Source organism: Achromobacter semiaridum (genome assembly GCF_053543755.1).
This window is the reverse complement of sequence record NZ_JBLVOL010000024.1, coordinates 1-21875: the sequence shown is the minus strand read 5'-3', so window position 1 is coordinate 21875 and position 21875 is coordinate 1. Positions and strand designations below refer to the sequence as shown.

Here is a 21875-nt window from a genome sequence, read left to right as displayed (position 1 = left end):
TGCCCAGCGACACGCGCAGGTCCAGCGCTTGCAGGGTGGCGCGTATGCGCCGGGCAAGCGCGCGCGGGCCGCCAAAGAACATCAGGCTGGCGCCCACGTTCAACAGCACGGTGTCGGCATCGCCCAAGGCAATTTCAGGGGTGTATTGCAGCAGCGCCAGCGCCGCGCCGTGCAGCGCGTCGGCTTCGGCTTGGGGCTGGCGGGGCAAGAGCTCGACCTGCGGGGCGATAACGGCCGCGCCGGCGCGGCGCATGCCCGGCTTGACGCCGGCCTGACGGGCGGTGGGGGTGAGGGCGGCAACGCGTTCCTGGTCCAGGACGGCGAACGCTTGCCCCTCATGCGGCCAGTGCGGGCGTAGTACGTCCAACGGCAGGCAGCGCAGGAAGGCGGCGATCCAGAGGCGCATGGCGGGGAGAAGACGGCGTAAGCGCGCCGGGCTCCAGGCCCACGTACAGCGGGGTGTCGCAGACAGGCCCCCGGCGCTTCAGAATATGAACGGATAAACCGCCCGGGGCCGGCGCAAGCGCCAGCCGCAACGGGGCGGGGGTGGCGTTTTGCGCGGCGCTGGCCGGGCGGATGGCAATGAACAGCAGGTCACTGGCCTGGGCCGCCAGATGCAGGCGGCGCAGGGATTCGGGACGCACGTGCGGCAACCAGCAGATCAGGGCGCCGCAACTGCCGTTTTTCAGGATTTGTTCCGTCGCCCACAGGGCATCGACGGGTTTTTGCGGCGCCACCCACAGCAATTGCCGGGGATCCAGCCGCCAGCTCATCCAGCTGGCGATGTGGGGCACGTGCGGCGGCTGGACCAGCGCAATGGGGCGGCGCGTTTCCAGCTGGGCCAGCGCCGGGCGCAGCAGGCGGATTTCGCCCACGCCCGGATGGGGGGTTAACAGTTCGATAAGAGACCCCAGCGGCCAGCCGCCGTCCGGCAGCTCGGCGGAAAGCGAAGCGTGCCCGGTAGGCAGGTTGCGCGCGGCGCCTTTGGCCAACTGGGTGGCGCGCCACAACGCGGGATGGATGCGTTCAGGAGTCATCATTACTGTATGAATATACAGTATTGTAGCTTCCTTTTTGTTGCTCCTCGGTGATCCCTTTGCCGCCCCTTTGTCACCCTTTTTGGGTGCCGCCCGGCCCGGCCACGCCTGCCCCAGGGTCCATATCCAGCCCGTAAAAGCGCATGTCGCCGTAGCGCACCCAGCGCGATTTCTTCACCACGCGATGCCCGATCCACAGCGCCAGGAACAGCGGAATGGCCAGATATGTGGACACCACTCCGATCCAGTCGATGCGATCCTGCAGGAACGCCTGATAGTTCTGGCCCAGCGTCACCACCAGGCACAGCACAAAGGCCAGCACCGGGCCAAATGGGAACAGGCCGGCCTTGTAAGGCAGGTCGGCCGTGTCGTAACCGTGCCGCACGTAGCCCTGGCGGAACCGGTAATGGCTGACCGCGATGCTCAGCCAGACGATGAATTCCGTCATGCCCGCAAAATTCAGCAGCCAGATATAGACCGCCTTGGGGCTGTAGACCACGCTGAACAGGCACAGGCAGGCCAGCGCCGTGGTGGCCAGCAGCGCGTACAGCGGCACGCCGCTTGCCGTCAGCCGCTTGAACAGCGCGGGGGCCTGGCCCTCGGCTGCCATGTTGAACAGCATGCGGGTGGCGGCGTACATGCCCGAATTGCCGGCCGACAGCACCGACGTCAGGATCACCGCGTTCATCACGGTGGCGGCCGACAGCAAGCCGGCGTGCTGGAACACCAGCGTGAAGGGGCTGACGGCGATGTCCTCCACTTCGTTCCGCAGCAGTTGCGGATCGGTATAGGGCAGCAGCAGGCCGATGATCAGAATGGCCAGCACATAGAAAAGCAGGATGCGCCAGAACACGTTGTTGATGGCGCGCGGCACGTTGCGGCGCGGGTTTTCGGATTCGCCGGCGGCCACGCCCACCAGTTCGGTGCCCTGGAAGGAATAGGCCACCACCATGGCCACGCCGACCCAGGTGGCCGCGTTGCCCACGAAGGGCGCATCGCCGATGGTCCAGTTCACCAGGCCGCCCTGATCGCCGCTGTGGATGATGCCCACCAGCATGCCCAGCCCGACGGCGATGAAGCACAGCACCGCCACCACCTTGATGATGGCGAACCAGTATTCGGCCTCGCCGAAGCTGCGCGCCGAAAACGCGTTCAACCCGAAGGTCAGTGCCAAAAAGGCCACGCTCCATATCCAGCCCGGCGTGTCCGGCAGCCAGTACGCCATGACCAATTGGGCGGCCACCACGTCCACGGCGACGACCGTGGCCCAGCTGATCCAGAAATTCCATCCCAGCGCGAAGCCGAAGCCGGGGTCTACATAGCGCGACGCATAGGTGCAGAACGACCCGGACACCGGCATGAAGGTGGCCAGCTCGCCCAGGCTGGTCATGATGAAGTAGACCATCAGGCCGATCACCAGGTAGACGAGCAGGGCGCCGCCCGGGCCCGCTTGCGCGATGGCCGCGCCCGAGGCGACGAACAGGCCGGTGCCGATGGCTCCGCCCAGCGCTATCATCGTCAGGTGGCGCGCCTTGAGCACGCGGTGAAGCTGATTCCGGCTATCGGAAGTCGCGCCAGAATCGGGGGTGTGTGTCTGCATTGCGGGGGTCAAGTGGCCGCCGAGGCGGCATTCAGGCAAGGGGTGGGCGGGGTCCGGTCACGCTTGCGGCGGCCAGACGACCGCCAGACGACCGCCAAGTGGTCGCCAAGTGGTCGCCAAGTGGTCGCCAAATGGTCGCCAAGCGGCCGCCGACGCCGAGCACGCCGCCAACGGTAAAGCCGCGCATTTTACAATGCGGCCATCGCGGCGCAGTCCAGCGGCCCGGGCCAGCACGGAGCAGTTTCATGGCATCTACCGAATCTCTTGAATTCCTACCCGAGGCGGGCATCGACGTGCGCCAGTTGTTCATCCTGCTGCATGGCGTGGGCGGGTCCCCCGATAACCTGCGGCCCTTGGCCCGTGCCGTGCGCGCGGCCTTTCCGACGGCGGCGGTGCTGGTGCCCGAAGGTTTCCAACCCTTTGACGGCGGCAACGCGGGGCGCCAGTGGTTTTCGGTGCGCGGCGTGACCGAAGACAATCGCGCCGAACGCGTGGCGGCCGCCATGCCGCCCCTGGAAGCCTATGTGCGCCAGGCGCAGGCCCGCTTCAAGCTATTGCAGTCGGACACGGCGATCGCGGGCTTTTCGCAGGGCGCAATCATGGCGCTGGAACTGGTGCAGGCCCACGACGGCATGGCCGGCCGCATCATCGCGTTTTCGGGCCGCTATGCCCAGTTGCCCAAGACCGCGCCGCAATTCACTACCTTGCATCTGCTGCACGGGGCCGACGACCCCGTCATGAATGTGTCCCACATCCAGGCGGCCCAGGCGCGGCTGGAGGCGCTGCATGGCGATTCCACCATCGACATCGCCAGCCATGTTGGCCACGAACTGCATCCCGCGTTGATCGAACGCGCCATCGTCCGCTTGCAGACCTGCGTGCCGCTGCGCGCCTGGGAAGCGGCGCTGGGCCTGAACCAGACGCCGCCCGACGGCACCACCCTGCATTGATCGCGCGATGAGCACCGCGCGATCTTCCGTGCCCGCCCCGCCGCGCGCCGCCGACTCCGTGGGCGGCGCCCAAAGCATTTTCCGCGTGCTGCGCCTGTTGAAATACGTGGGCGCCGCGCCCGCGCGTGGCGTCGGCTTGAGCGATGTCGTGCGCGACATCGGCCTGACGCCGCCCACCGCGCATCGCATGCTGTCAGCGTTGCTGCAAGAGGGCTTTCTGTCGCTGAACCCCAAGCTCAAAACCTATAGCCTGGGCCGCGAGTCATACATTCTGGGTCTGGCTGCCGAAAGCCGCCATGGCATCAAGGCCATCGCAGAATCGGCTGTGTTGCGGTTGGCGCAATCCACGGGCGATACCAGCTTTCTGTCCGTGCGTTCCGGCCACGAAGCAGTGTGCGTGGACCGCAAGACGGGCGACTTTCCCATCAAGATCCTGACGCTGGAAGTGGGCCATCGGCGGCCCTTGGGCGTGGGGGCGGGCAGCCTGGCGCTGCTGGCGTTTTTGCCCAACGACGATATCGATCGCGTGCTGGCTCGTTACGACGCCACCACCGCGCCCGACCTGCCGTCCACCGACATGCTGCGCGACGACATTGCCGCCGCGCGCAAGCAGGGCTATGCGTTGAACCCGGGGCGCATCATCCCCGACATGCTGGGCGTGGGCGTGCCGGTGTTCGACCGCGAACAGAACGTGGTGGCCGCGCTGAGCGTGGCGGCGATCCGTTCGCGGCTGTCGGGGGCTCGGCTGCATGATGTGGTGGCCGCGTTGCAGCGCGCCGCGTCCGAACTGTCGGCGGATCTGCTCCCGCGCGCCTGAAGGCAACCGCGGCCGCGGCCGAAACGGCAGCCGCAGCCGCAGCCGCAGCCGCAGCCACAACCGCAGCCACAACCGCAGCCACAACCACGGTCACAACCACGGTCACAACCACAGCCGCAGCCACACCCCCGGCTAGCGCCCCGCGCAGGCCTTGCCGCCATCGACCGGCAAGCACACGCCGGTGATGTACTTGGCCTCGTCGCTGGCCAGGAACAGGGCGGCATGCGCCACGTCCCAGGCGTCGCCCATCCGGCCCATCGGGCTGGCGGCGTTGCGGCGGCGGCGCATTTCCTCGACGTCCTGGAACTGGCCGGCAATCTGTTGGTAGATCAGCGGCGTATCGATCACGCCGGGCAGCACCGCGTTGACGCGGATATTGTCCGGCGCGTAGCGCACCGCCAGCGACCGCGTCAGGTGGTTCAAGCCCGCCTTGGCCGCGTAGTAGGACGTGTACGGATAGGTGTTGACCTGAATCGAGGCCAGCGACGAGATGTTGACGATGCAGCCGCCGCCTTGCGCCAGCATGGCCGGCAGCACGTGCTTGCAGGTCAGGAACACGCCGGTCAGGTTGGTGTCCAGCACCCGATGCCAGCTTTCCTCTGACGCCTCGATGGGATCCCCCATTTCCGTGATGCCCACATTGTTGTGCAGGATGTCGATGCGGCCGGCCTCGTCCAGTATTCGCGCCACCACGGCCTGGATCTGCTGCGACTGCGTCACGTCGGCCACCAGCGCGCGGCACTGCCCGCCTTCGCCCTGGATGACGCGTTCGGTTTCCTGGGCCGCCTCCGCGCGCACGTCCACCGCGTACACGCGCGCCCCTTCGCGCGCATACAGCGCGGCGGCCGCCTTGCCGTTGCCCCATCCCGGCCCCGACGCCCCCGCGCCGAACACCAGCGCTACCTTGTCCTTGACGCGCTGTCCCATGTCATTGCACCGAGATGTGGGCGAAGTCGGCCACCTTCTTCCACTTGGACACGTCCGCCTGGATCATCGCGCCGAACGCATCCGGCTTGTCCGCCACCACATAGGCGCCCACGCCCGCGTACTTGGCCTGCACGTCGGGGTCGGCCAGCGCTTTGCGCGACGCGTCGTTCAGCTTGGCCAGCACGTCCTTGGGCAGGCCGGCGGGCGCCAGCAGGCCGTTCCACATTTCGGCGTCGTAGTCCGGCAGGCCCACTTCGGCAAAGGTGGGTACGTCGGGCAGTTGCGGCAGGCGGGCCTTGGCCGCCACCACGATGGCCCGCAGGTTGCCCGACTGGATGTGCGCCATGGACGAGGCGGCGGTGTCCCACAGTATCGGCACCTGCCCGGCGATGACGTCATTCAACGCGGGCCCCGTGCCGCGATACGGCACGTGCATCATGTCCAGGCCCGACAGGGACTTGTAGTACTCCATGGCCATGTGCGTGGCCCCGCCGTTGCCCGACGACGCATACGAATACTTGCCCGGGGCGCCCTTGACCAGCGCGAAGAACTGCGCGTAGTCCTTGGCCGGAAAGTTCTTGTTGACGACGATCACGCCCGGCACACGGATGATCTGCGTGACCGGCGTGAAATCCTTGACGGCGTCGTAGGGCAGGTTCTGGTACACGGCCGAGTTCGTGCCGTTGGTGCTGGACGTGCCCAGCAGCAACGTGTAGCCGTCGGGCGCGGCGGAAGCCACCGCTCGTGTGCCCACCGTGCCGCCCGCGCCACCCCGGTTTTCCACCACCACCGGCTGACCCAGTTGCTTGCCCAGCGCTTCGGCAAAGATGCGGCCCACCACGTCGGACGTGCCGCCCGGCGGGAACGGCACGATCAGGCGCACGGGGCGGTCGGGGTAATTCGCTTGCGCGGCGGCCGCGCCGGACAGCGATACGGCAAGGGCCGCGGCCGCCAGGGTGATCCAGGTTCTTCTCTTCATGATGTTGTCTCCTTGCTTGCTATTGTTGTGCGTCCAGCCTTTTCGGGGACGCCAGGCCTTGTGCCGGCCTGTGCCCTGGCCGAACGTCACGCGATGCGGTCGCCCGGCTTGATCTTCGCGGCGCGGCTGTCCACCCCCGGCAGCATGTGCGCCGGGTCGCGTGTCACCACGACGTCCAGGATGGTGGGGCGGTCCTTGCAGGCGTACGCGCGGGCCAACGCCGCCTGGATGTCGGCGGGGTCTTCCACGCGGATGCCGTTGCAGCCCAGCGCGCGCGCCACATTGGCGTAGTTGGTTTCCACCAGATCCGACGACTGGTAGCTGCCGCTGCCGTACATCAGATGCTGAAGCGCCTTGATATACCCCGATGCCGCGTTGTTCACCACCACCAGCGTGAAGGCCAGGCCCATGCGCACCGCCGTTTCCAATTCGCCCAGCGACATATTGCAGCCGCCATCGCCCGTCAGGCTGATGACCTGACGGCCCGGCGCGGCGGCGGCGGCTCCGATCGCGCCCGGGATGCCGTAGCCGATGGACGCAAAGCCCCGGTCCGGCACGAAGCCGCGCCCGGCACGCTTGGTGTCGAAAAGCAGGCCGCCCCAATGCGCGGCAAAACCGCCGTCCGCGACCAGGATGCCGTCTTCGGGCAGCGTCGCGTTGATCTCGTGCATCAGCCGCGCCATGCCGATGGGGCTGTCCGGCGACGTCAGCTTGCCCTGCACGGATTCACGCCACGTGTGCATGGCTTGCCCGACTTCATCCGCGTAGGCTTGGCGGTCGGTTTGCAGCGGTTGGTCGGCCATGCGTTCGGCCAGCTCTTGCAGCGTGGCGCGGGCGTCGCCCCACAGGCGCAGGGCGGGCGTGGTCGTGCGGTCGAATTCTTCGGCCACGATGTCCAGGTGTATGACGGGGGCGCCCGCGCTCAAAAGCTCGTAGCGGCGCGTGGCCACTTCGCCCAGCTTGCAGCCCACCACGAACAGGCAATCGGCCTTGGCGATGAAGTCGTTGGCGATGCGGCTGTAGCGGCCGAACAGGCCGGCGTTAAGCGGGTCGCTGCACGCGATGGCGCCCTTGCCGCTCATGGTGTGGGCCACCGGGATGTTGAAGCGCTGCGCAAAGGCCTGCACCGCCGACGCGGCGTCGCTGATATGCACGCCGCCGCCGCACAGCATCAAGGGCCGCGCGGCGCCGGCCAGCATGCTGGCGGCTTGCGCCAGGTGGTCCGCATCGGGCCGGCAGCGCAGTGCCGGGGCCCGGCGGGTGTTGGCGCTGGCGTAGAACGCGTCGGCATCAAAGGCGTGGACCGCATGCGCGATGTCTTCAGGCACGTCCAGCACCACGGGGCCGGGGCGCCCGCTGGTGGCGACGGCAAAGGCGCGCCGCACCAGTTCCGGAATGCGCTCGATCATCTCGATGCGCAGCACGTCTTTCACCACCGGCCGCAGCACTTCCAGCTGCCGCGCTTCCTGCGTCATGTTCTTCCAGGAATGCAGACGGTGCGAATCGCCCACCAGCGCCACCAGCGGCGTGCCGGCGTTGAAGGCTTCAGCCAGGCCGGTGACCAGATTCGTGGCGCCCGGCCCCAGCGTGGCGTCGCACACGCCGGGCCGGCCGCTGACCTTGGTGTAGGCGTCGGCCGCGAACACGGCGCAGCGCTCGTCGTTGATCAGGTGATGGTTCAGATTCAGGCGACGCACGGCGTCGTAGAACGGCAGCAGCTGAAAGCCGCCCATGCCGAACATCAAGCCGACATCGTGCGCGGCGAACATGCGCGCGATGGCTTCGCCACCCGTGATTTCCAGTTTTTCCGACATGCGAGGTGTGCTCCTGAGTCTTAAGTGTTGGCGCGCCCGTTGAGCAGGGCATCGATAAAGGTTTTCAGTGGGGTGCCGACGCGGCCGCCCAGATCGCGGGCGCGCGCGTTGGCTGACGAGATCACGCCTTCGTCGTAGCAGGACCGCGCGTCGCCGATGCAGGCGCTATGGGCGGACACGGTCAGCCCCGCGATACCGCGCTGCTGCAACAGCGGCAGCCGGCCGGTGCCCGCGCCGTCGCGGCCCATGCCGGCGTCGTTGAAGGTGACCAGCCGGGGCGCGGCCTTGACACCGTCTGTGGCCAGACCGGCCAGGCGTTCGCCGTGCGATGCCGTGACGGCGATGAGGCCGTCGTCGCGTTGATCCAGCAGCGATACGGAATCCGCGCCGATGACTTGCGGCGTGCCGTCGGCCGCCGTCCGCAACACGCTGCGTGACTCGTCTTGCAACGTGGGCGGTGGGTAGGAGGCTGACGACAGGGCCAGCCGCGCGGCGGCCTCGGCCACGCGCATGCCAGGCACGCAGCCCAAGGCTTGCGCCCGTAAATTGACGTGGCTGATGACGCCGTGGCGCAGCATGTCGGCGCCATCGCCGATGCGGCAGCTTTGATAGTCGGCGGTGGCGGCGGGTACGCCCCAGCGTTGCAGGTCCGACAGGCCGGCAATGCCCGCTTGCCGCAGCCCCAGGCCGGCGTCGTTCAGGATCACCGCCCGCACCCGGCCGCGCGCGGCGCAATAGGCGGCATAGCGCCCGCCGTGGGAACCGGCGATCACCACGCGGCCCGCGTCCGCGCTGCCGAGCTTGGTGATGCTGTCGAGCACACTGGCGTCAATGGGGGTGCGCGGGGATTCCATAATATGGATTCTGGTTTGGTCGTGTTGCGGCCCGGCGGGCGAAGGCGTAGGGGCGTGTACCCCAGCTTGTCTCATGTCTTCGTGTAGGTATGCACCGAATTCTACGGGCGCGAAAAGCCGTACGGCAATGATCCATCCATATTATGGAAATGGATTTGATCGGCATGGCAAATCGGGATAGGGCTCCCCGCCCGGCGCTGACTCGGCATGCTTCAGGCCAGCCGCGACAGGACGAAAAAAAGCGCCCGGGTCGGGCGCTTTGGGAAGCCGCAGCCTACAAGGCAGGGCGCAGGTGCGAGTAAAGCGTCTGGCTACTTTTCCCAGCCCCCGCCCAATGCCAGGAAGACGGCGATCTGGTCGCCGCTAAGTTCGGCTTGCGAGGCGGCCAGGGCGCTTTCGTTGGTGGCCAACGTACGTTCGGCGTCCAGCACGGTCAGGTAGTCCGTCTTGCCATATTGGAACAGGCGGCGTGCTTGCGAGGCGGCTTCGGCGCTTTGGTCGCGGGCGGCGCGCAAGGCGGCGTCGCGGTCCAGCTGGCGGGCGTAGACGACCAGTGCGCTTTCCGTTTCGCGCAGCGCGTTCAACACCGTGGCGTCAAAGCGCGCCACCGCCGCCTTCGTGCTGGCTTCGGCTTCGGCGATGCGGGCCTGCACCGCGCCCGTGTTCGGGATGGTCCACGAGATCAGCGGACCCACGCTCCAGCTGAACGTGCCCCGGTCGCCAAACATGGCGGCGGGGCCGCCCGATGCGGCGGACAGGCCCAGCGTGACCTTGGGATACAGGTCGGCGGTGGCCACGCCGATGCGCGCGGTAGCCGCTGCCAGCGTGCGTTCGGCCTGGCGGATATCGGGGCGGCGGCGCAGCAGTTCGGCGCCGTCGCCAACGGGAATGGTGCTGCTCAGGCGCGGCGCGGCGGCGCATTGCAGCAAGGACGCGGGAATGTCGTTCGGGGTTTGCCCCGTCAGCGCGGCCAGGCGGTACAGCGCCGTGCGCTGCTGTGCCTGAAAGGGCGGCAGGTTGGCCTGCAATTGTTCAAGCTGGCTGCGCGCGCGCGTGACGTCCAGCGTGGTGCCCCGGCCGGCGCGCTGCAAGCGGCTGACGGCGTCCAGCGATTCTTTTTGCACCTGCACGGAGTGTTGGGCCGAGGCCAGCTGCATGCCCGCCGCGCACATGTTGGCGTAGGCGCGCGTGGTTTCGGCGGCCACGGTCACGCGGGTGGCATCGTAAGCGGCCTGGGCGGCTTGGGCGTCGCCGGTAGCGGCTTCGATGGCGCGCCGGATCTGGCCGAACAGATCCAGTTGATACGACACGCTGGCGCCCGCGGAATAGGCCCAGTGGTTGGGCGGGTCGATGCCGGGTTGCAGTTCCTGCAAGCCGGACACATGGCCGAACGAGGGCGACGCATTCACGCCGATGCCGGGTTGCTGCTGCGCCTGCGATTCCTGCACGGCAGCCTGTGCGCGTTCCAGGTTGGCGCCGGCCACGCGCAGGTCGGTGTTGGCGGACAGTGCCTTTTCCACCAGCCCGTCCAGCACGGGGTCGTTATACAGACGCCACCAGTGGCCGCTCACCGCTTCCTGCGCGAACACCTTGGAGCCGGCCTCGACGAAGGGGGCGGCCGCGCTCTGTCGCTGGGCGACCGACGCGGCGGGCACCTGGTAGTCAGGGCCCACGGTGGTGCATCCGGCCAGCGCAATGGCCAGCGTCAACGGCAGAAGAAATTTGGTGTTCATGGCAGCTACGGCTTGGCGTTGATATGAGATGAAAGAAGGGTTGTGGGGCGCGCGTTGCAGGGTCAGCGGGCGGCGTTGCGGTCAGCGGCCTGCCTGGGCGCGGGCGTGGGGTCCACCGACACGGTGGCGGTCTGGCCGGCGACCAGCCGCACGCCTTCGGGCACGTCGTCGATCTTCACGCGCACCGGAATGCGCTGCGCCAGGCGCACCCAGTTGAAGGTGGGGTTCACGTTGGGCAGCAGGTTGGCGCCGGTGCTGCGGTCGCGGTCGGCAATGCCCATGGCGATGCTTTCCACATGGCCACGGATATGGCGCGAATCGCCCATCAGCGTCACCGTGACGGGCGCGCCTTCCTGGATGCCGGGCAGCTTGGTTTCTTCGAAGTAGCCTTCGACGTAGAACGAGCCCGCATCCACCAGCGCCATCACGCCGCGGCCGGCCGTGGCGTACGACCCCGCGCGCAGATCCAGGTTGGTGATGCGGCCATCGCTGGCGGCCACCACGCGGCTGCGTTCCAGGTTCAGGCGCGCGGTGTTCAGTTGCACCTGCGCTTGCGCCAGCGCGGCTTCGGTCTGCTGCACCTTGGTCTGGCTTTGTTCGACGGCTTCGGCGGCCACCAACTGGCCCAGCGAACGGTTGCGCTTGGCGTCGCGCAGCGCCTGGTCATGCGCCACCTGTTGCGAACGCACCGAGGCTTGCGCCTGGTCGAACGCCAGCTGGAAGCGGGCACGGTCGATTTCAAACAGCAGGTCGCCCGCCTTCACGTCCTGGTTGTCGTGCACGGGCACGCTGGTGACCAGGCCGGAAACGTCGGGCGCCACTTGCACCACGTAGGCCTTGACGCGGCCGTCGCGCGTCCAGGGCTCGACTTCATAGTGCACCCACAACTGCCAGCCGGCGTAGGCCGCGGCAGCGACGACGATGGCCGTCACCGCGAACTTGCCGATGGCGGCAGGGCGAAGGGCGTTGGGAAGTTTCATACCTATCTCTGAAGAAAATAAGGGGAAATGAGCGACACGCCATACAGCAGCACCACGAACAGCGCCAGATCAAAAAGCGCGGGGTGCCATACCAGGCGATACAGGCCGATGCGCGCCAGCACGCGGCGCAAGGCCCAGGCCACGCCCAGCGTGACCACGCCCAGCACCAGCAGCCAGGGGAAGTAAATGCCGTACAGATTGAATTCGCCGATCATGATGCGTGGCCCTCCATGGTGGGATGGGCGGGTTGGTAGTCGGGGGCGTCAGGGAAGAAGGCGCGGCGGATGCCCACCAGCGCCACCACCGCGCGGTCGCGCGCGGCCACCCCTTGCGGCGAGCCCGCCACGCTGGACAGCGCGCGGTCGATCTGCGCCAGGAATTCAGGCGTTTTTTCGCCAACGCGCCACGCCGAGCGCGCGCGGAAAAACTGCGCCAGGCTGTTCAGCACCGGCTGGATCGTGGCTTCGGCCATCGGCAGATGGCGACGCGCGCGTTGCAGTTCGGTGATGTCACGGCCCACGCGCAAATCCTTCAACGCATCGGCCGCAACCAGGTCGTCGGGCCGCTGGGCCAGCGCCAGGCGCGGTTGCAGCAGGCCGATGCGATCCAGCATGCGGGCGGTGTAGGTGTGGCGCGACGGCGCGCGCGGCGAGCTGGCCAGCGTGGCCAGTTCTTTCCAGTTGGCGGCCTGGATGCGGCGGGCGCTCCAGTCGGCGCTGACCGTGCGGAAGATGGCGGCAATGATGGCCGCCGTGGCCACGCCCATGCACTGCGCCACCTGCGTATCGATAAACGACACGATGTCGGCGGTGTTGGTGTCTTGCAGCGCCATGGTGCCCAAGAAGCCGAACAGCATCGCCATGGCCTTGCCGGTGCTGGCGGGACGCGCGATGAAAATGCCCAGCACGAAGGCGGTGGGCAGCATCGCCAGCGCCAGCATTTCAAACGAATGTATGGCGGGCATGATGCCCAGCAGGTACAGCGCCGACAGCGGAATCGAATACACCGTGTAGGTCAGGAACTGCATGATGCCCGGCACCGGGTTGTCCTGCGACGCAAAGAAGCAGCTGAAGATGGCGGCCATCAATGCGGCCGTGGCGCCGTTGCTCCAGGCCGTGCCGATCCAGAAGGCGCAGCACACGGAAATGGCCACGCCCGCGGCCAGCGCCGACAGCAGCGCCATGCCGTGGTCGCGGTGCAGCGCGGCGTTGGGGTCGCGGGCAGGGCGGGCGTGGTGCATCCCGCCCCGCATCGACCCGCGCCGTGGCGCGCCTTTCAAGCCGGCGTGGATTTCGCGGCGCAGCGCCAGGCATTCGTCATAGGTATCGATCAGTTCGCGCAGCCGGGTCATCAGGCTGGCCAGCAACGCGTCGCGCCAGGTGGAATGGCTGTCGATGGCGGGCGTGGCATGGGAGACGGCCGCGCGCAGTTGCACGGCGGTGTCGTGCGAGGCCTGGGCGCCGGCATTGATCCATTCTGAAATATCGTTCAGCAGCGCGGACACCGTGTCGGGCAACGGCTGGTCATTGGCCTGAAGCGCGCGCAGGCGGTCTTCCACGGCCGAAACGGCAGGGGTCAACGCTGAAATCTGGTCCTGCATGGCGCGCACCGCGCCGGACGTCCAGCGCAGGTTGCTGGTGTCGAACGGCACGTGGGTGGACAGCAGGCGCAGCTGGGTGATGTCGTTAGCCAGCACGCGGCGATCGCGGTCGCGCTGTTCGGCGGTCTTGCCGCTTAGCGTGTCGTGCATCCAGTTGCGGGCGTCGCGCACGGCCTTGTCCAGTTGCAGCGTCAGCGCGGGCGCCAGGCCACGCGGCAGCACAATGCTGTGGACCAGCGTGGCGCACACGATGCCCAGGCTGATTTCTTCCACCCGGGCCAGCGCCGTGTCGAACACCAGCGACGGGTCCGTCACGCTGGGAAACCCGATCATGGCGGCGGTGTAACCGGCCAGCATGAACAGGTACGACCGGGGCGTGCGGTCCAGCACCGACATGTACAGGCAGGCGCCTACCCACATCACCATGGCGGCCGTCATGACGACGGGGGAATTGGACAGGCGCGGCACCATATAGACGGTGGCGGCCGCCCCCGCAAACGTGCCGACCAGGCGGTACAGCGCCTTGGAGCGCACCGCGCCCGACCAGGGCTGCGCCACGACATAGGCGGTGGTCATCGCCCAGAACGGACGCGGCAAACCAATGCTGTAGGCCAGATAAAGCGCCATGATGGCGCTTAGATAGCTCTTGAGCGAAAAAATGGTTTCGCGAACGTTCGGCAATTTCACGATGCGTTGTCCTGTTGATGGGCCCCTGTGCCGCGTCCCAGCGACACACTCAGCGCGTCAAACACGCGCAGACAGGCTTGCAAATCGGATTCGCTGACGCCGTTGAATACGCGCCGGCGCAGTTCCACCAGCACGTTTTCGACCTGAGCCCGCAGCGCATGGCCGGCTTCGGTCAAATGCAGGGTTTTGGCGCGGCGGTCATGGGTGTCTTCGCGGCGTTCCATCAGGCCGGCGGCCACCAATTGATCCAGCACGCGAACTAGGGACGGGCCTTCGACGCCCAGCGCCTCGGCCAGCGCGCCCTGGCGCACGCCGTCGCCCAGGCGGCCGGCCAGGATGACGGGCCAGGCGGTGGCCTGCGACAAACCGTAGTCGGCCAGCGCCTTGTCGGCGGCGCCACGATAGGCGCGGGACAGCACCATCAGGTTGGCGGTGGTGGCCATGAGTTGGGAGTCGGAAGGAGTGTTCATGGAAATCGATTGTATCCTATCTATTAGCTTACTAATAATTGAATATGGCGAATATCTCCATTGATTTTTCCAATCGGTCAGATCAATGCGGACTTTTCCATGGACGGAAAAATGGGGCCGCAAAGGCGGCCCCAGCAAGCGGCCCTACGTGGCGCCGTGGTCGCGACGGCGCGGCGGATTATTCCGCGCAGTCAGCCCAGCAGTTGGGCGTTTCGTACAGGCGCACGCGGGTCAGGCGCAGGTCGGCGCCATAGTGGCCGTGGTAGTACGGCGCCAGCGTGTCGAAGACGATCTTGGCCAGGTTCTCGGCGGTGGGGATGCGGTCCAGCACCGCGGTCTTGTGCTCGGGCAGGGTGTCCAGGAAACCGCGCACGGCGGCATCGCCCTCGAACACTAGGAACGCGTGATCCCAGACGTCCACGATGTGGGTCTTGGCGATGTGCTTGATCTCGGAAAAATCCATCAACATGCCGTTGTCGGATTCGCCCGGGGCCTGCACCACGTCACCCGTCAGGGTGATTTCAAGCACATAGCGGTGGCCATGCAGATTGCGGCATTGGCTGCGGTGGTCGGGGATGCGGTGGCCGGCGTCGAATTCCAGCCTGCGGGTCACGGAAATCATCGCGCGGTCCGCCGCGCGTGGGGGTAAATCATGGAATGCCTATGTATTTGTGGGTCTGCAAACTCAGCCGCCATTGCGGATGCTGCATACAGTACTGAACGGCCTTTTCGGTGTTGGCCACGCGCGCCGGGCCGTCCATGGGTTGCAGGAAAAAGTGCTCGAAATCCAGATGCGCGAAGGTCTCGGGCAGGGCGTTCAGCTGCGGGTAGACCAGCTTCAATTCATGGCCCCGGTCAATGACGATGGGCGCGGTGCCCTTGGGGCTGACACAAATCCAGTCGATGCCGGCGGGCGGCTTGACGGTGCCGTTGGTTTCGATGGCCACGGTAAAGCCGCGTGCGTGGATCGCGGTCAGTAGCGCCGCGTCCAGTTGCAGCAGCGGTTCGCCGCCGGTGAAGACCACGTAGCGGTCTTCGGTGCCGGGGCCCCAGGTGGCGGCGATGGTATCGGCCAGCAGGTCCGGCGTGGCGAACTTGCCGCCGCCTTCGCCGTCGGTGCCGATGAAGTCGGTGTCGCAGAACGTGCAGGCGGCGCTGGCGCGGTCGCTTTCGCGGCCGGTCCACAGGTTGCACCCCGCAAACCGGCAAAATACCGCCGCGCGGCCTGCGTGGGCGCCTTCGCCTTGCAGGGTCTTGAAAATTTCTTTGGCGGTGTAGGTCATAGAGGTTGCTGGCTAGGGGTTGCTAGCCACCCAGGGTCAGCATCAAAATCGGGCAAAAGCGGAATATTTTACTTGGTATAGACTCCCGCCCTATGTTTCATGTCCAAGATTCCCTGTATATCGACGAACGCGACCTGACGTTCAGCATGATCCGCGCCCAAGGCGCGGGCGGCCAGAACGTCAACAAGGTGTCCAGCGCCGTCCACCTGCGCTTTGACGTGCGGGCCTCGCACTTGCCGCAAGAGGTGCAGGACGCGCTGTGCGCCGTCAGCGATCACCGCATCTCGAAAGACGGCGTCATCGTCATCAAGTCGCAGTCTTTTCGCAGCCAGGAAAAAAACCGGGCCGAAGCCATCGAACGGCTGGTGACCCTGGTGCGCAACGCGATCCAGGTCGACAAACCGCGTCGCGCGACCAAGCCCACCCGCTCGTCCCAACGCCGTCGCGTGCAGCGCAAAGTGCTGCATGGCGAGGTCAAGCGCCTGCGCGGGCGCGTGCAGGGCGACTGAGCACAAACGAATCCGCAAAACCTTGTTCCCCGCAGGGGCATGACCATATATCGAACTTATTCGATTTATGATTCGATAAATTGCGATATACCAATATGACCCAACCCGCTTCCACTTCGTCCGACGATCCGTCCCATGCCGCACCCGCCATTGACGCCGACGCCATCATCAAGGCGTTGGCCAATCCGGTGCGGCGCGACATCCTGGCATGGCTGAAGACGCCGCATGCGTATTTCGAGGAACGTCCGGGCCACACCTTCGAACACGGGGTGTGCGCGGGCCACATCGACGACCGCTGCGGCTTGTCGCAGTCAACCGTGTCCTCGCACCTGGCTGTGTTGCAGCGCGCGGGGCTGATTACGTCGACCAAGGTGGGGCAGTGGGTCTTTTTCCGTCGCAATGAAGTTGTGATTGCCGCATTCCTGCGGCAGTTGAACCAGGATATGTAGGAATCTGCATGAGCAAGCTGTTTGAACCCCTGCGCGTCGGCGCGCTGACGTTGCGCAACCGTATTGTCATGGCCCCCTTGACGCGCCAGCGCGCCAGCGAAGGCCGTGTTCCCAACGACCTGATGGTCGAGTACTACACCCAGCGCGCGGGCGCGGGCCTGATCTTGTCGGAAGCCACCGCCGTGACGCCGCAAGGCGTGGGCTATGCCGACACCCCCGGGCTGTGGTCCACCGAACAAGTGAAAGGCTGGCGCAAAGTGACCGCCGCCGTCCACGACAAGGGCAGCCTGATGGTGGCCCAGCTGTGGCACGTGGGGCGCATTTCCGACCCGATTTTCTTGAATGGCGAGTTGCCCGTTGCGCCCAGCGCCATCGCCGCCGAGGGGCATGTGAGCCACGTGCGCCCCAAGCGCGCCTATGTGACCCCGCGTGCGCTGGAAACGGCTGAGCTGGCGGGCGTGGTCGACGCCTACCGCCACGGCGCGCAAATGGCCATGGAAGCCGGCTTCGACGGCGTTGAAGTGCACGCCGCCAACGGCTATCTGCTGGACCAGTTCTTGCAGGACAGCACCAACCACCGCACCGATCAATACGGCGGATCGCTGGAAAACCGCGCCCGCCTGCTGCTGGAAGTGGTGGATGCCTGCGTGGCTGTTTGGGGTGCCGACCGCGTGGGAGTGCACCTGTCGCCGCGCGGCGATGCGCACACCATGGGTGATTCAGACCCCGCCGCGACCTTCCTGTACGTGGCCACCGAGCTGGGCAAGCGCGGCATTGCGTTCGTGTGCGTGCGCGAGCATGAAGGCGAAGACAGCCTGGGCCCGCGCCTGAAGGCGGCGTTCGGGGGCGTGTACATCGCCAACGAGGGCTACACCCGTGAATCGGCCGAAGCCGCCCTCGAAGCGGGGCGGGCCGACGCCGTGGCCTTTGGCGTGCCGTACATCGCCAACCCCGACCTGGCGCGACGCTTTGAATTGAATGCGCCGCTGAACACCCCCGTACCGTCCACGTTCTACGCGCAGGGCGCCACCGGCTATACGGACTACCCGGCGCTGCCGTAAGCCCCTGGGGTGTCGCGGGCCGGCTAGAACACCGCGCGCATCGGGTAGGTAAACAGCCCGAAGTGCGCGGCGTTCAGGCCCAGGTGCGCCAGCACTGCCGCGGCCAGGCCACCGTAGCGATAGGCGGCGCCGTACGCCAAGCCGGCCATCGTGGCCAGCAACATCCATTGCCATCCGCCGGCAAAGTGCGCCAGCCCGAACAGCAGCGCGGCAACGCCCAATGCCGCCCAGCCGCCCCAACGCCGATTCCTCAAACACGCGGCCAGTTGCTGCTGCACATAGCCGCGAAACAGCGCTTCCTCGGTCACCGTCACCAGCAGCGCGTTATTGAGCAGCCAGATCCAACCGGTGTCGGGCCACTTGGGCGCCCAGCCCACCACGCCCAGCGCGAGTGCAAGGCCCAGGCAGACCAGCACGGCAGCCGCGCACGCCAGCAGCGCTGCCACCAAAGTCCGGCCGGCGATGTGGACGGCAATGCCCCCCGCATTGCCGCCCGCATGGCTTCGCGCGTCGCTGCCGAGAGCGCGGCCCGCGTCCGCGCCCACGCAGCCGCCCACCATGGGCGGCGCCAGCACCAAGATCACCCAGAACGCGACGAGCGGTTTATCCAGATTCAAGTACATGCCAAACGCCACGGCATCCGCGCTTAGCGGGGCGGGCGCGATGACTTGCGGGTTGTGAAAGCCCGGTATCAGATGCAAAAAAAGCGCGGCGGCCAGCAGCACGAACAGTAGATGGCCGAAAAGGCGCAGGGCGGGCGGGGGCGTGGCGGGGGAATTGGCCTGGAAAGTCGGCCTGATGCAGACGGCGGTCAAAGCCAACAGTGCGGGCGCGGCCAGCGCCACCGGATCGATCACCCCATCCCTCCATGCCCACGCCCAGGCCATCGCCAACGGCACCAGCGCCCAGCGCCGCGTGGCGGGCGGCCAAAGCATCAAGGCGGCAAAAAACAAGGCGGGCCACGGACTGTACAAAGGCATGGATGCGTTAGGGCGGGGAATGCGAAGCGCAAAGTGTAAGGCCCGCGCCGGGGGGGGCAAGCGCGACATGGCACTAAGAACCCGCGCAACGCTGCACCGGCCATCGCCGGCCTTTTCATTTAGCCGCATTCGGGCGACCATGCCGCAGCGGCGGCGACGTGCCCGCCCCGTATCCGGCCGGTTCACGTGGCCGCAACAGGAGTCGATATGAAGATGATTGCGTGGTTGATGTTGGCGGCGGCCATTTTGCCGTTCGTCTCAACAATTGTGGCGAAGGCGGGCGGGCAGAAGTTTGACAACAACGACCCCCGGGCTTGGCTGGGGCGTCAGGAAGGATGGCGCGCGCGCGCCAATGCCGCCCAGATCAACACGTTTGAATCGCTGCCGTTCTTCTACGCGGCCGTGCTGTTCGCGCTGTACACGCAGGCGCCGCCCGCCCACGTCGCCACGTTGATGGCGTGCTGGCTGGGCGTGCGTCTGGGTTATCTGGCGATGTACCTGGCGGGCTGGGGCGCGCTGCGTTCGGTGGTGTGGACGATCGGCGTGGGCTTTGTCATCGCGATCCTGTTTTCCGGCGTCTGAGCGGGGGGGGGGCTGGTCGTGACGGTGGCCTTCACTTCCAGACCATCACTTCCATTCAAATACCGCGCGCCCGCTGCCCGCGCCTTGCACGTTCACTTCGCGTTCTTGCGCGCGGCCTTCATACGTTGCCGAAACCTTGTAGGCGCCCGCGGGTAGCTTGATCAGCATGTACGGGCCTTCGGCCGTGGTCTTCAGGACTTCCTTGCCTTGCGCATCGCGGATGACCACGGCCACGCTGGCCACGTAGTCGGCTTTACCGTCGCGCTGCGCGGCGAAGGTCAGCGACAGCGGGTAATCCTTGGCGGCGGCTTTCATGGCTTCGGATTCGTCGATGCCGATGCCGCCGCTGATGTACTGCACCGAGCCCTGCTGCTGGACCGCCGGCAGCGCGGCCTGAGCCGTCGACAACACGCCGGCAATCGCCATGCTGCCCAGCGCCATCATGGCCGACATGGTGCAGCGTTCAATGCGTTTGTTCATCTGATTCTCCTGAAGTGGACGAGTACGTTTCGACCTGGGCACCGGCAAGGAGTTCGCAGCGGTCGGTCTGCAAGATCAACCGATTGTTTCCGCCGGCCGGCCCGGCCAGCATATCCCCGCGCGCTTAAGGTTTCCAGTCGAACGCCAGGCGGCTTTCGCCGCTGATCGTGCCGTCGGGTGAAAAGCGCCGTTCGTCCAGTTGCCCCGAGCCCCCATCACACAGGACCAGCACGCTGGAACTGCGGGTGCCGTAATCGGGGCTGACGATGAACGGGCTGCTCAGCAGCTTTTCGCGATCGGGCGGCAGGCCGGTGGCGGGCATGTCGGAATCGGTGGCGGTCTGGCGGTCGGCCAGCGCGTCGAACAAGGCGGGCAGATCGGGTTGCGGCGAGCGGCCCAGCACATCGGTAAACGCCGTCTTGGTACGGGCCAGCTTGGGCCAGGGCGTATCCAGCAAATGGTTCGACAACGCGTAGATGCCGGGGTCAAGCGGGCGCGGCGGGCCGTCGCGGTTGCTCAGGTACCAGGCCTGGCGCGAGTCGCCCACGATCAGGTTGAAACCGTTGTACGCCTGATCCGACTCATGCGTCCGGGCCAGGTAAACATCGGGCGGATCGTCACCGCGCAGATAGTCCTCGACCAGCGCCCCGCGTGACGGGGCAGGGTTCAGATGCTTGCCCGGTTCGCGATAGTTGGTCACCAGTGCAAAGCGTCCACGCGTGGTCACGCCCATCCAGGTGCCGCCCGCCAAGCCGTCGCGGCCCGCGTAGACGGTGGGCGCATCGGCCCATTGCGCGACCGGATACGTGGGCCGCGCGTGGAATTCGTCGCGATTGGCGGCGATCAGGACGGGAATGCCCGGCAAGGCGTGCAGGGCCAATACGGCAAGACACATGGTTCAAACCTGGTGGGAAGTTGGGTTGGGGGGGCGCACGCCCGGCGTCGTCGCGGCAAATTCCGGACCGGTCAGCGCGGTGCGCAGGTTCTCGATCTCGGCGGCCACGTCGGCCAGCGCGGGTGATGGCGCCGTGATGGCGGCATCCGGCGGCGGCGTGCCGCTGGCCACCGCCACACTTAACGCGTGCAAGGCCTGGGCAAGCAGACCGACTTGCGCGGCGCCGGGTGCGGGCCGGCCGGGTGGCAGCGACCACGCCGTGTCGGAGACCGCGTTGGCCACGCGTTCCAGCGCAACCTCCACCGGCCACCAGGCCAGCGCCCGACGGCTGACCAGGCGCGGTTCCGACAAGCCGCGTTGCAAGGCGATGCGCAGGTCCGACAAGCTGGCGTAGGCCCGCGCGCGCAGTGTGTGGCGATTGGCGGCGTCTGCCTGGAATACGGTGTTGACGTAGGCGGCCAGCGTGTCCATCGCGGCGGAAACCGCGTGGTCCAGGTTGTTGCGTTCGATGCGTATCCACGGCAGATAGCCCACCAGCAACACAATGCCGGCGGCCACGCCCACGTCGATCAGCCGGGCCAGCGCGATGGCCCACGAACCCGGTTGCAAGGCGCCGATCAACAGCATCAGGATCGGTACAAGAATGGCGGAAAACAGGCCGTAGTTGCGCCGGATGGACCACGGCAGCAGCGCCGCCAGCACCGCCACCGTCAACAGGCTGGCGACGCCATTCTGGTCCACGGCCAGCACGGTGGCGCTGATCGCCACGCCCACCACGCTGCCGCCGCAGCTTTGCAGCGCCCGGGCAAACACCGAGCCAAAGTTCGGCTTGAAGATCACCACGACGATCAGCGGCACCCAGTACGAACGGGGCAGCGATGCGGCCAGCGCCACGGCTTCCGCCGCGATCAGGCACAGGCCCAGCCGGATCAGGTAACGCACGGTGGTCGGGCCGGGGCGATAAGTGCGGGCCAGCACGCGCCAGGGCGTGCGCGGGCGGGCGGGCGTCAGGCCATCCAGCGGGTCCGCGTCGGCCGGCTTGACGCCTTGCATCAGGGGCAACGCCTGCGCCAAGGCCTCCGCCAGCTGCGCCATGCCGGCTTGGCGCAAGGCGGCGATATCGTCATCGGGGGAGGGCGGCTCGCGGTCGTTTTCGACACGGTCGGCCAGGCGGTTCATCACGCGCGC

General features: G+C 67.0%; 24 protein-coding genes. 6 read left to right on the top strand and 18 right to left on the bottom strand.

The features are described from left to right. The 3 genes from ACNPP0_RS08130 to ACNPP0_RS08120 all read right to left on the bottom strand — a co-directional run. Positions 1-367 (bottom strand): Y-family DNA polymerase (locus ACNPP0_RS08130; protein WP_448705581.1); only part of this gene is annotated, 367 nt, incomplete at its 3' end. Beyond that, entirely contained in the window at positions 336-1040 is a 705-nt protein-coding gene (imuA, locus tag ACNPP0_RS08125) for a translesion DNA synthesis-associated protein ImuA (RefSeq protein ID WP_448705580.1), read from the bottom strand. The genes ACNPP0_RS08130 and imuA, both read right to left, overlap by 32 nt. Before the next feature lie 70 nt (positions 1041-1110). Beyond that, complete coding sequence (locus tag ACNPP0_RS08120) at positions 1111-2637, bottom strand: amino acid permease (RefSeq protein WP_448705579.1); 1527 nt, start codon at positions 2635-2637, stop codon at positions 1111-1113. 245 nt (positions 2638-2882) lie between these two features. On the opposite strand from ACNPP0_RS08120, the gene ypfH reads away from it, so the two are divergent. Both ypfH and ACNPP0_RS08110 read left to right on the top strand, forming a co-directional pair. Next, positions 2883-3587: an esterase gene (gene ypfH / locus ACNPP0_RS08115; RefSeq protein WP_332607907.1), complete on the top strand. Its 705-nt coding sequence runs from the start codon at positions 2883-2885 to the stop codon at positions 3585-3587. A gap of 7 nt (positions 3588-3594) precedes the next feature. Further along, positions 3595-4404, top strand: coding sequence for an IclR family transcriptional regulator (locus tag ACNPP0_RS08110; RefSeq protein WP_448705578.1), 810 nt, complete (start codon positions 3595-3597; stop codon positions 4402-4404). A 132-nt stretch (positions 4405-4536) separates the two neighbouring features. Here the strand turns inward: ACNPP0_RS08110 and ACNPP0_RS08105 are convergent, their stop codons facing one another. The 11 genes from ACNPP0_RS08105 to queE all read right to left on the bottom strand — a co-directional run bounded on the left by ACNPP0_RS08105 (position 4537) and on the right by queE (position 15731). Beyond that, positions 4537-5331, bottom strand: coding sequence for an SDR family NAD(P)-dependent oxidoreductase (locus tag ACNPP0_RS08105; RefSeq protein WP_448705577.1), 795 nt, complete (start codon positions 5329-5331; stop codon positions 4537-4539). 1 nt (position 5332) lies between these two features. Further along, positions 5333-6310, bottom strand: a complete 978-nt coding sequence (locus ACNPP0_RS08100; RefSeq protein ID WP_448705576.1) for a Bug family tripartite tricarboxylate transporter substrate binding protein — start codon at positions 6308-6310, stop codon at positions 5333-5335. Positions 6311-6396: 86 nt separating this feature from the next. Next, positions 6397-8124 (bottom strand): thiamine pyrophosphate-binding protein, encoded by a 1728-nt coding sequence (locus ACNPP0_RS08095; protein ID WP_448705575.1) that lies wholly within the window; start codon positions 8122-8124, stop codon positions 6397-6399. Positions 8125-8144: 20 nt separating this feature from the next. Further along, positions 8145-8978: a hypothetical protein gene (locus tag ACNPP0_RS08090; protein WP_448705574.1), complete on the bottom strand. Its 834-nt coding sequence runs from the start codon at positions 8976-8978 to the stop codon at positions 8145-8147. Positions 8979-9289: 311 nt separating this feature from the next. Then, positions 9290-10711: an efflux transporter outer membrane subunit gene (locus tag ACNPP0_RS08085; RefSeq protein WP_448705573.1), complete on the bottom strand. Its 1422-nt coding sequence runs from the start codon at positions 10709-10711 to the stop codon at positions 9290-9292. Positions 10712-10773: 62 nt separating this feature from the next. Continuing rightward, entirely contained in the window at positions 10774-11691 is a 918-nt protein-coding gene (locus tag ACNPP0_RS08080) for an efflux RND transporter periplasmic adaptor subunit (protein ID WP_332607920.1), read from the bottom strand. Between the two features lie 2 nt (positions 11692-11693). Beyond that, positions 11694-11906, bottom strand: a complete 213-nt coding sequence (locus ACNPP0_RS08075) for a DUF1656 domain-containing protein (RefSeq protein WP_046807861.1) — start codon at positions 11904-11906, stop codon at positions 11694-11696. After that, positions 11903-13978 (bottom strand): FUSC family protein, encoded by a 2076-nt coding sequence (locus ACNPP0_RS08070; RefSeq protein ID WP_448705572.1) that lies wholly within the window; start codon positions 13976-13978, stop codon positions 11903-11905. The genes ACNPP0_RS08075 and ACNPP0_RS08070 overlap by 4 nt, the downstream gene beginning before the upstream one ends. Beyond that, positions 13975-14448: a MarR family winged helix-turn-helix transcriptional regulator gene (locus ACNPP0_RS08065; RefSeq protein WP_332607925.1), complete on the bottom strand. Its 474-nt coding sequence runs from the start codon at positions 14446-14448 to the stop codon at positions 13975-13977. Before ACNPP0_RS08065 ends, ACNPP0_RS08070 begins: the two co-directional genes overlap by 4 nt. A gap of 178 nt (positions 14449-14626) precedes the next feature. Then, entirely contained in the window at positions 14627-15070 is a 444-nt protein-coding gene (queD, locus tag ACNPP0_RS08060; protein WP_448705571.1) for a 6-carboxytetrahydropterin synthase QueD, read from the bottom strand. A 28-nt stretch (positions 15071-15098) separates the two neighbouring features. After that, the gene (queE, locus tag ACNPP0_RS08055) at positions 15099-15731 is read right to left on the bottom strand and encodes a 7-carboxy-7-deazaguanine synthase (protein WP_104143859.1); all 633 of its coding nucleotides are present in this window, start codon (positions 15729-15731) and stop codon (positions 15099-15101) included. Between the two features lie 92 nt (positions 15732-15823). On the opposite strand from queE, the gene arfB reads away from it, so the two are divergent. The 3 genes from arfB to ACNPP0_RS08040 all read left to right on the top strand — a co-directional run bounded on the left by arfB (position 15824) and on the right by ACNPP0_RS08040 (position 17750). Beyond that, a complete protein-coding gene (gene arfB / locus ACNPP0_RS08050; RefSeq protein WP_046807866.1) occupies positions 15824-16240 on the top strand; it encodes an alternative ribosome rescue aminoacyl-tRNA hydrolase ArfB in 417 nt (138 codons plus the stop codon). Positions 16241-16335: 95 nt separating this feature from the next. After that, a complete protein-coding gene (locus tag ACNPP0_RS08045; RefSeq protein ID WP_332607932.1) occupies positions 16336-16689 on the top strand; it encodes an ArsR/SmtB family transcription factor in 354 nt (117 codons plus the stop codon). 8 nt (positions 16690-16697) lie between these two features. Further along, complete coding sequence (locus ACNPP0_RS08040) at positions 16698-17750, top strand: alkene reductase (protein ID WP_448705570.1); 1053 nt, start codon at positions 16698-16700, stop codon at positions 17748-17750. 23 nt (positions 17751-17773) lie between these two features. Here the strand turns inward: ACNPP0_RS08040 and ACNPP0_RS08035 are convergent, their stop codons facing one another. Continuing rightward, entirely contained in the window at positions 17774-18730 is a 957-nt protein-coding gene (locus ACNPP0_RS08035; RefSeq protein ID WP_448705569.1) for a CPBP family intramembrane glutamic endopeptidase, read from the bottom strand. A gap of 207 nt (positions 18731-18937) precedes the next feature. On the opposite strand from ACNPP0_RS08035, the gene ACNPP0_RS08030 reads away from it, so the two are divergent. Then, positions 18938-19312, top strand: a complete 375-nt coding sequence (locus ACNPP0_RS08030) for an MAPEG family protein (RefSeq protein ID WP_332607937.1) — start codon at positions 18938-18940, stop codon at positions 19310-19312. A 45-nt stretch (positions 19313-19357) separates the two neighbouring features. On the opposite strand, the gene ACNPP0_RS08025 is transcribed toward ACNPP0_RS08030, so the two are convergent. The 3 genes from ACNPP0_RS08025 to ACNPP0_RS08015 all read right to left on the bottom strand — a co-directional run. After that, positions 19358-19792, bottom strand: a complete 435-nt coding sequence (locus ACNPP0_RS08025) for a carboxypeptidase-like regulatory domain-containing protein (RefSeq protein WP_448705568.1) — start codon at positions 19790-19792, stop codon at positions 19358-19360. Between the two features lie 124 nt (positions 19793-19916). Then, the gene (locus ACNPP0_RS08020) at positions 19917-20687 is read right to left on the bottom strand and encodes an NRDE family protein (protein ID WP_332607941.1); all 771 of its coding nucleotides are present in this window, start codon (positions 20685-20687) and stop codon (positions 19917-19919) included. Positions 20688-20690: 3 nt separating this feature from the next. Then, the coding region (locus ACNPP0_RS08015; RefSeq protein WP_448705567.1) for an FUSC family protein at positions 20691-21875 on the bottom strand (1185 nt) is incomplete at its 5' end.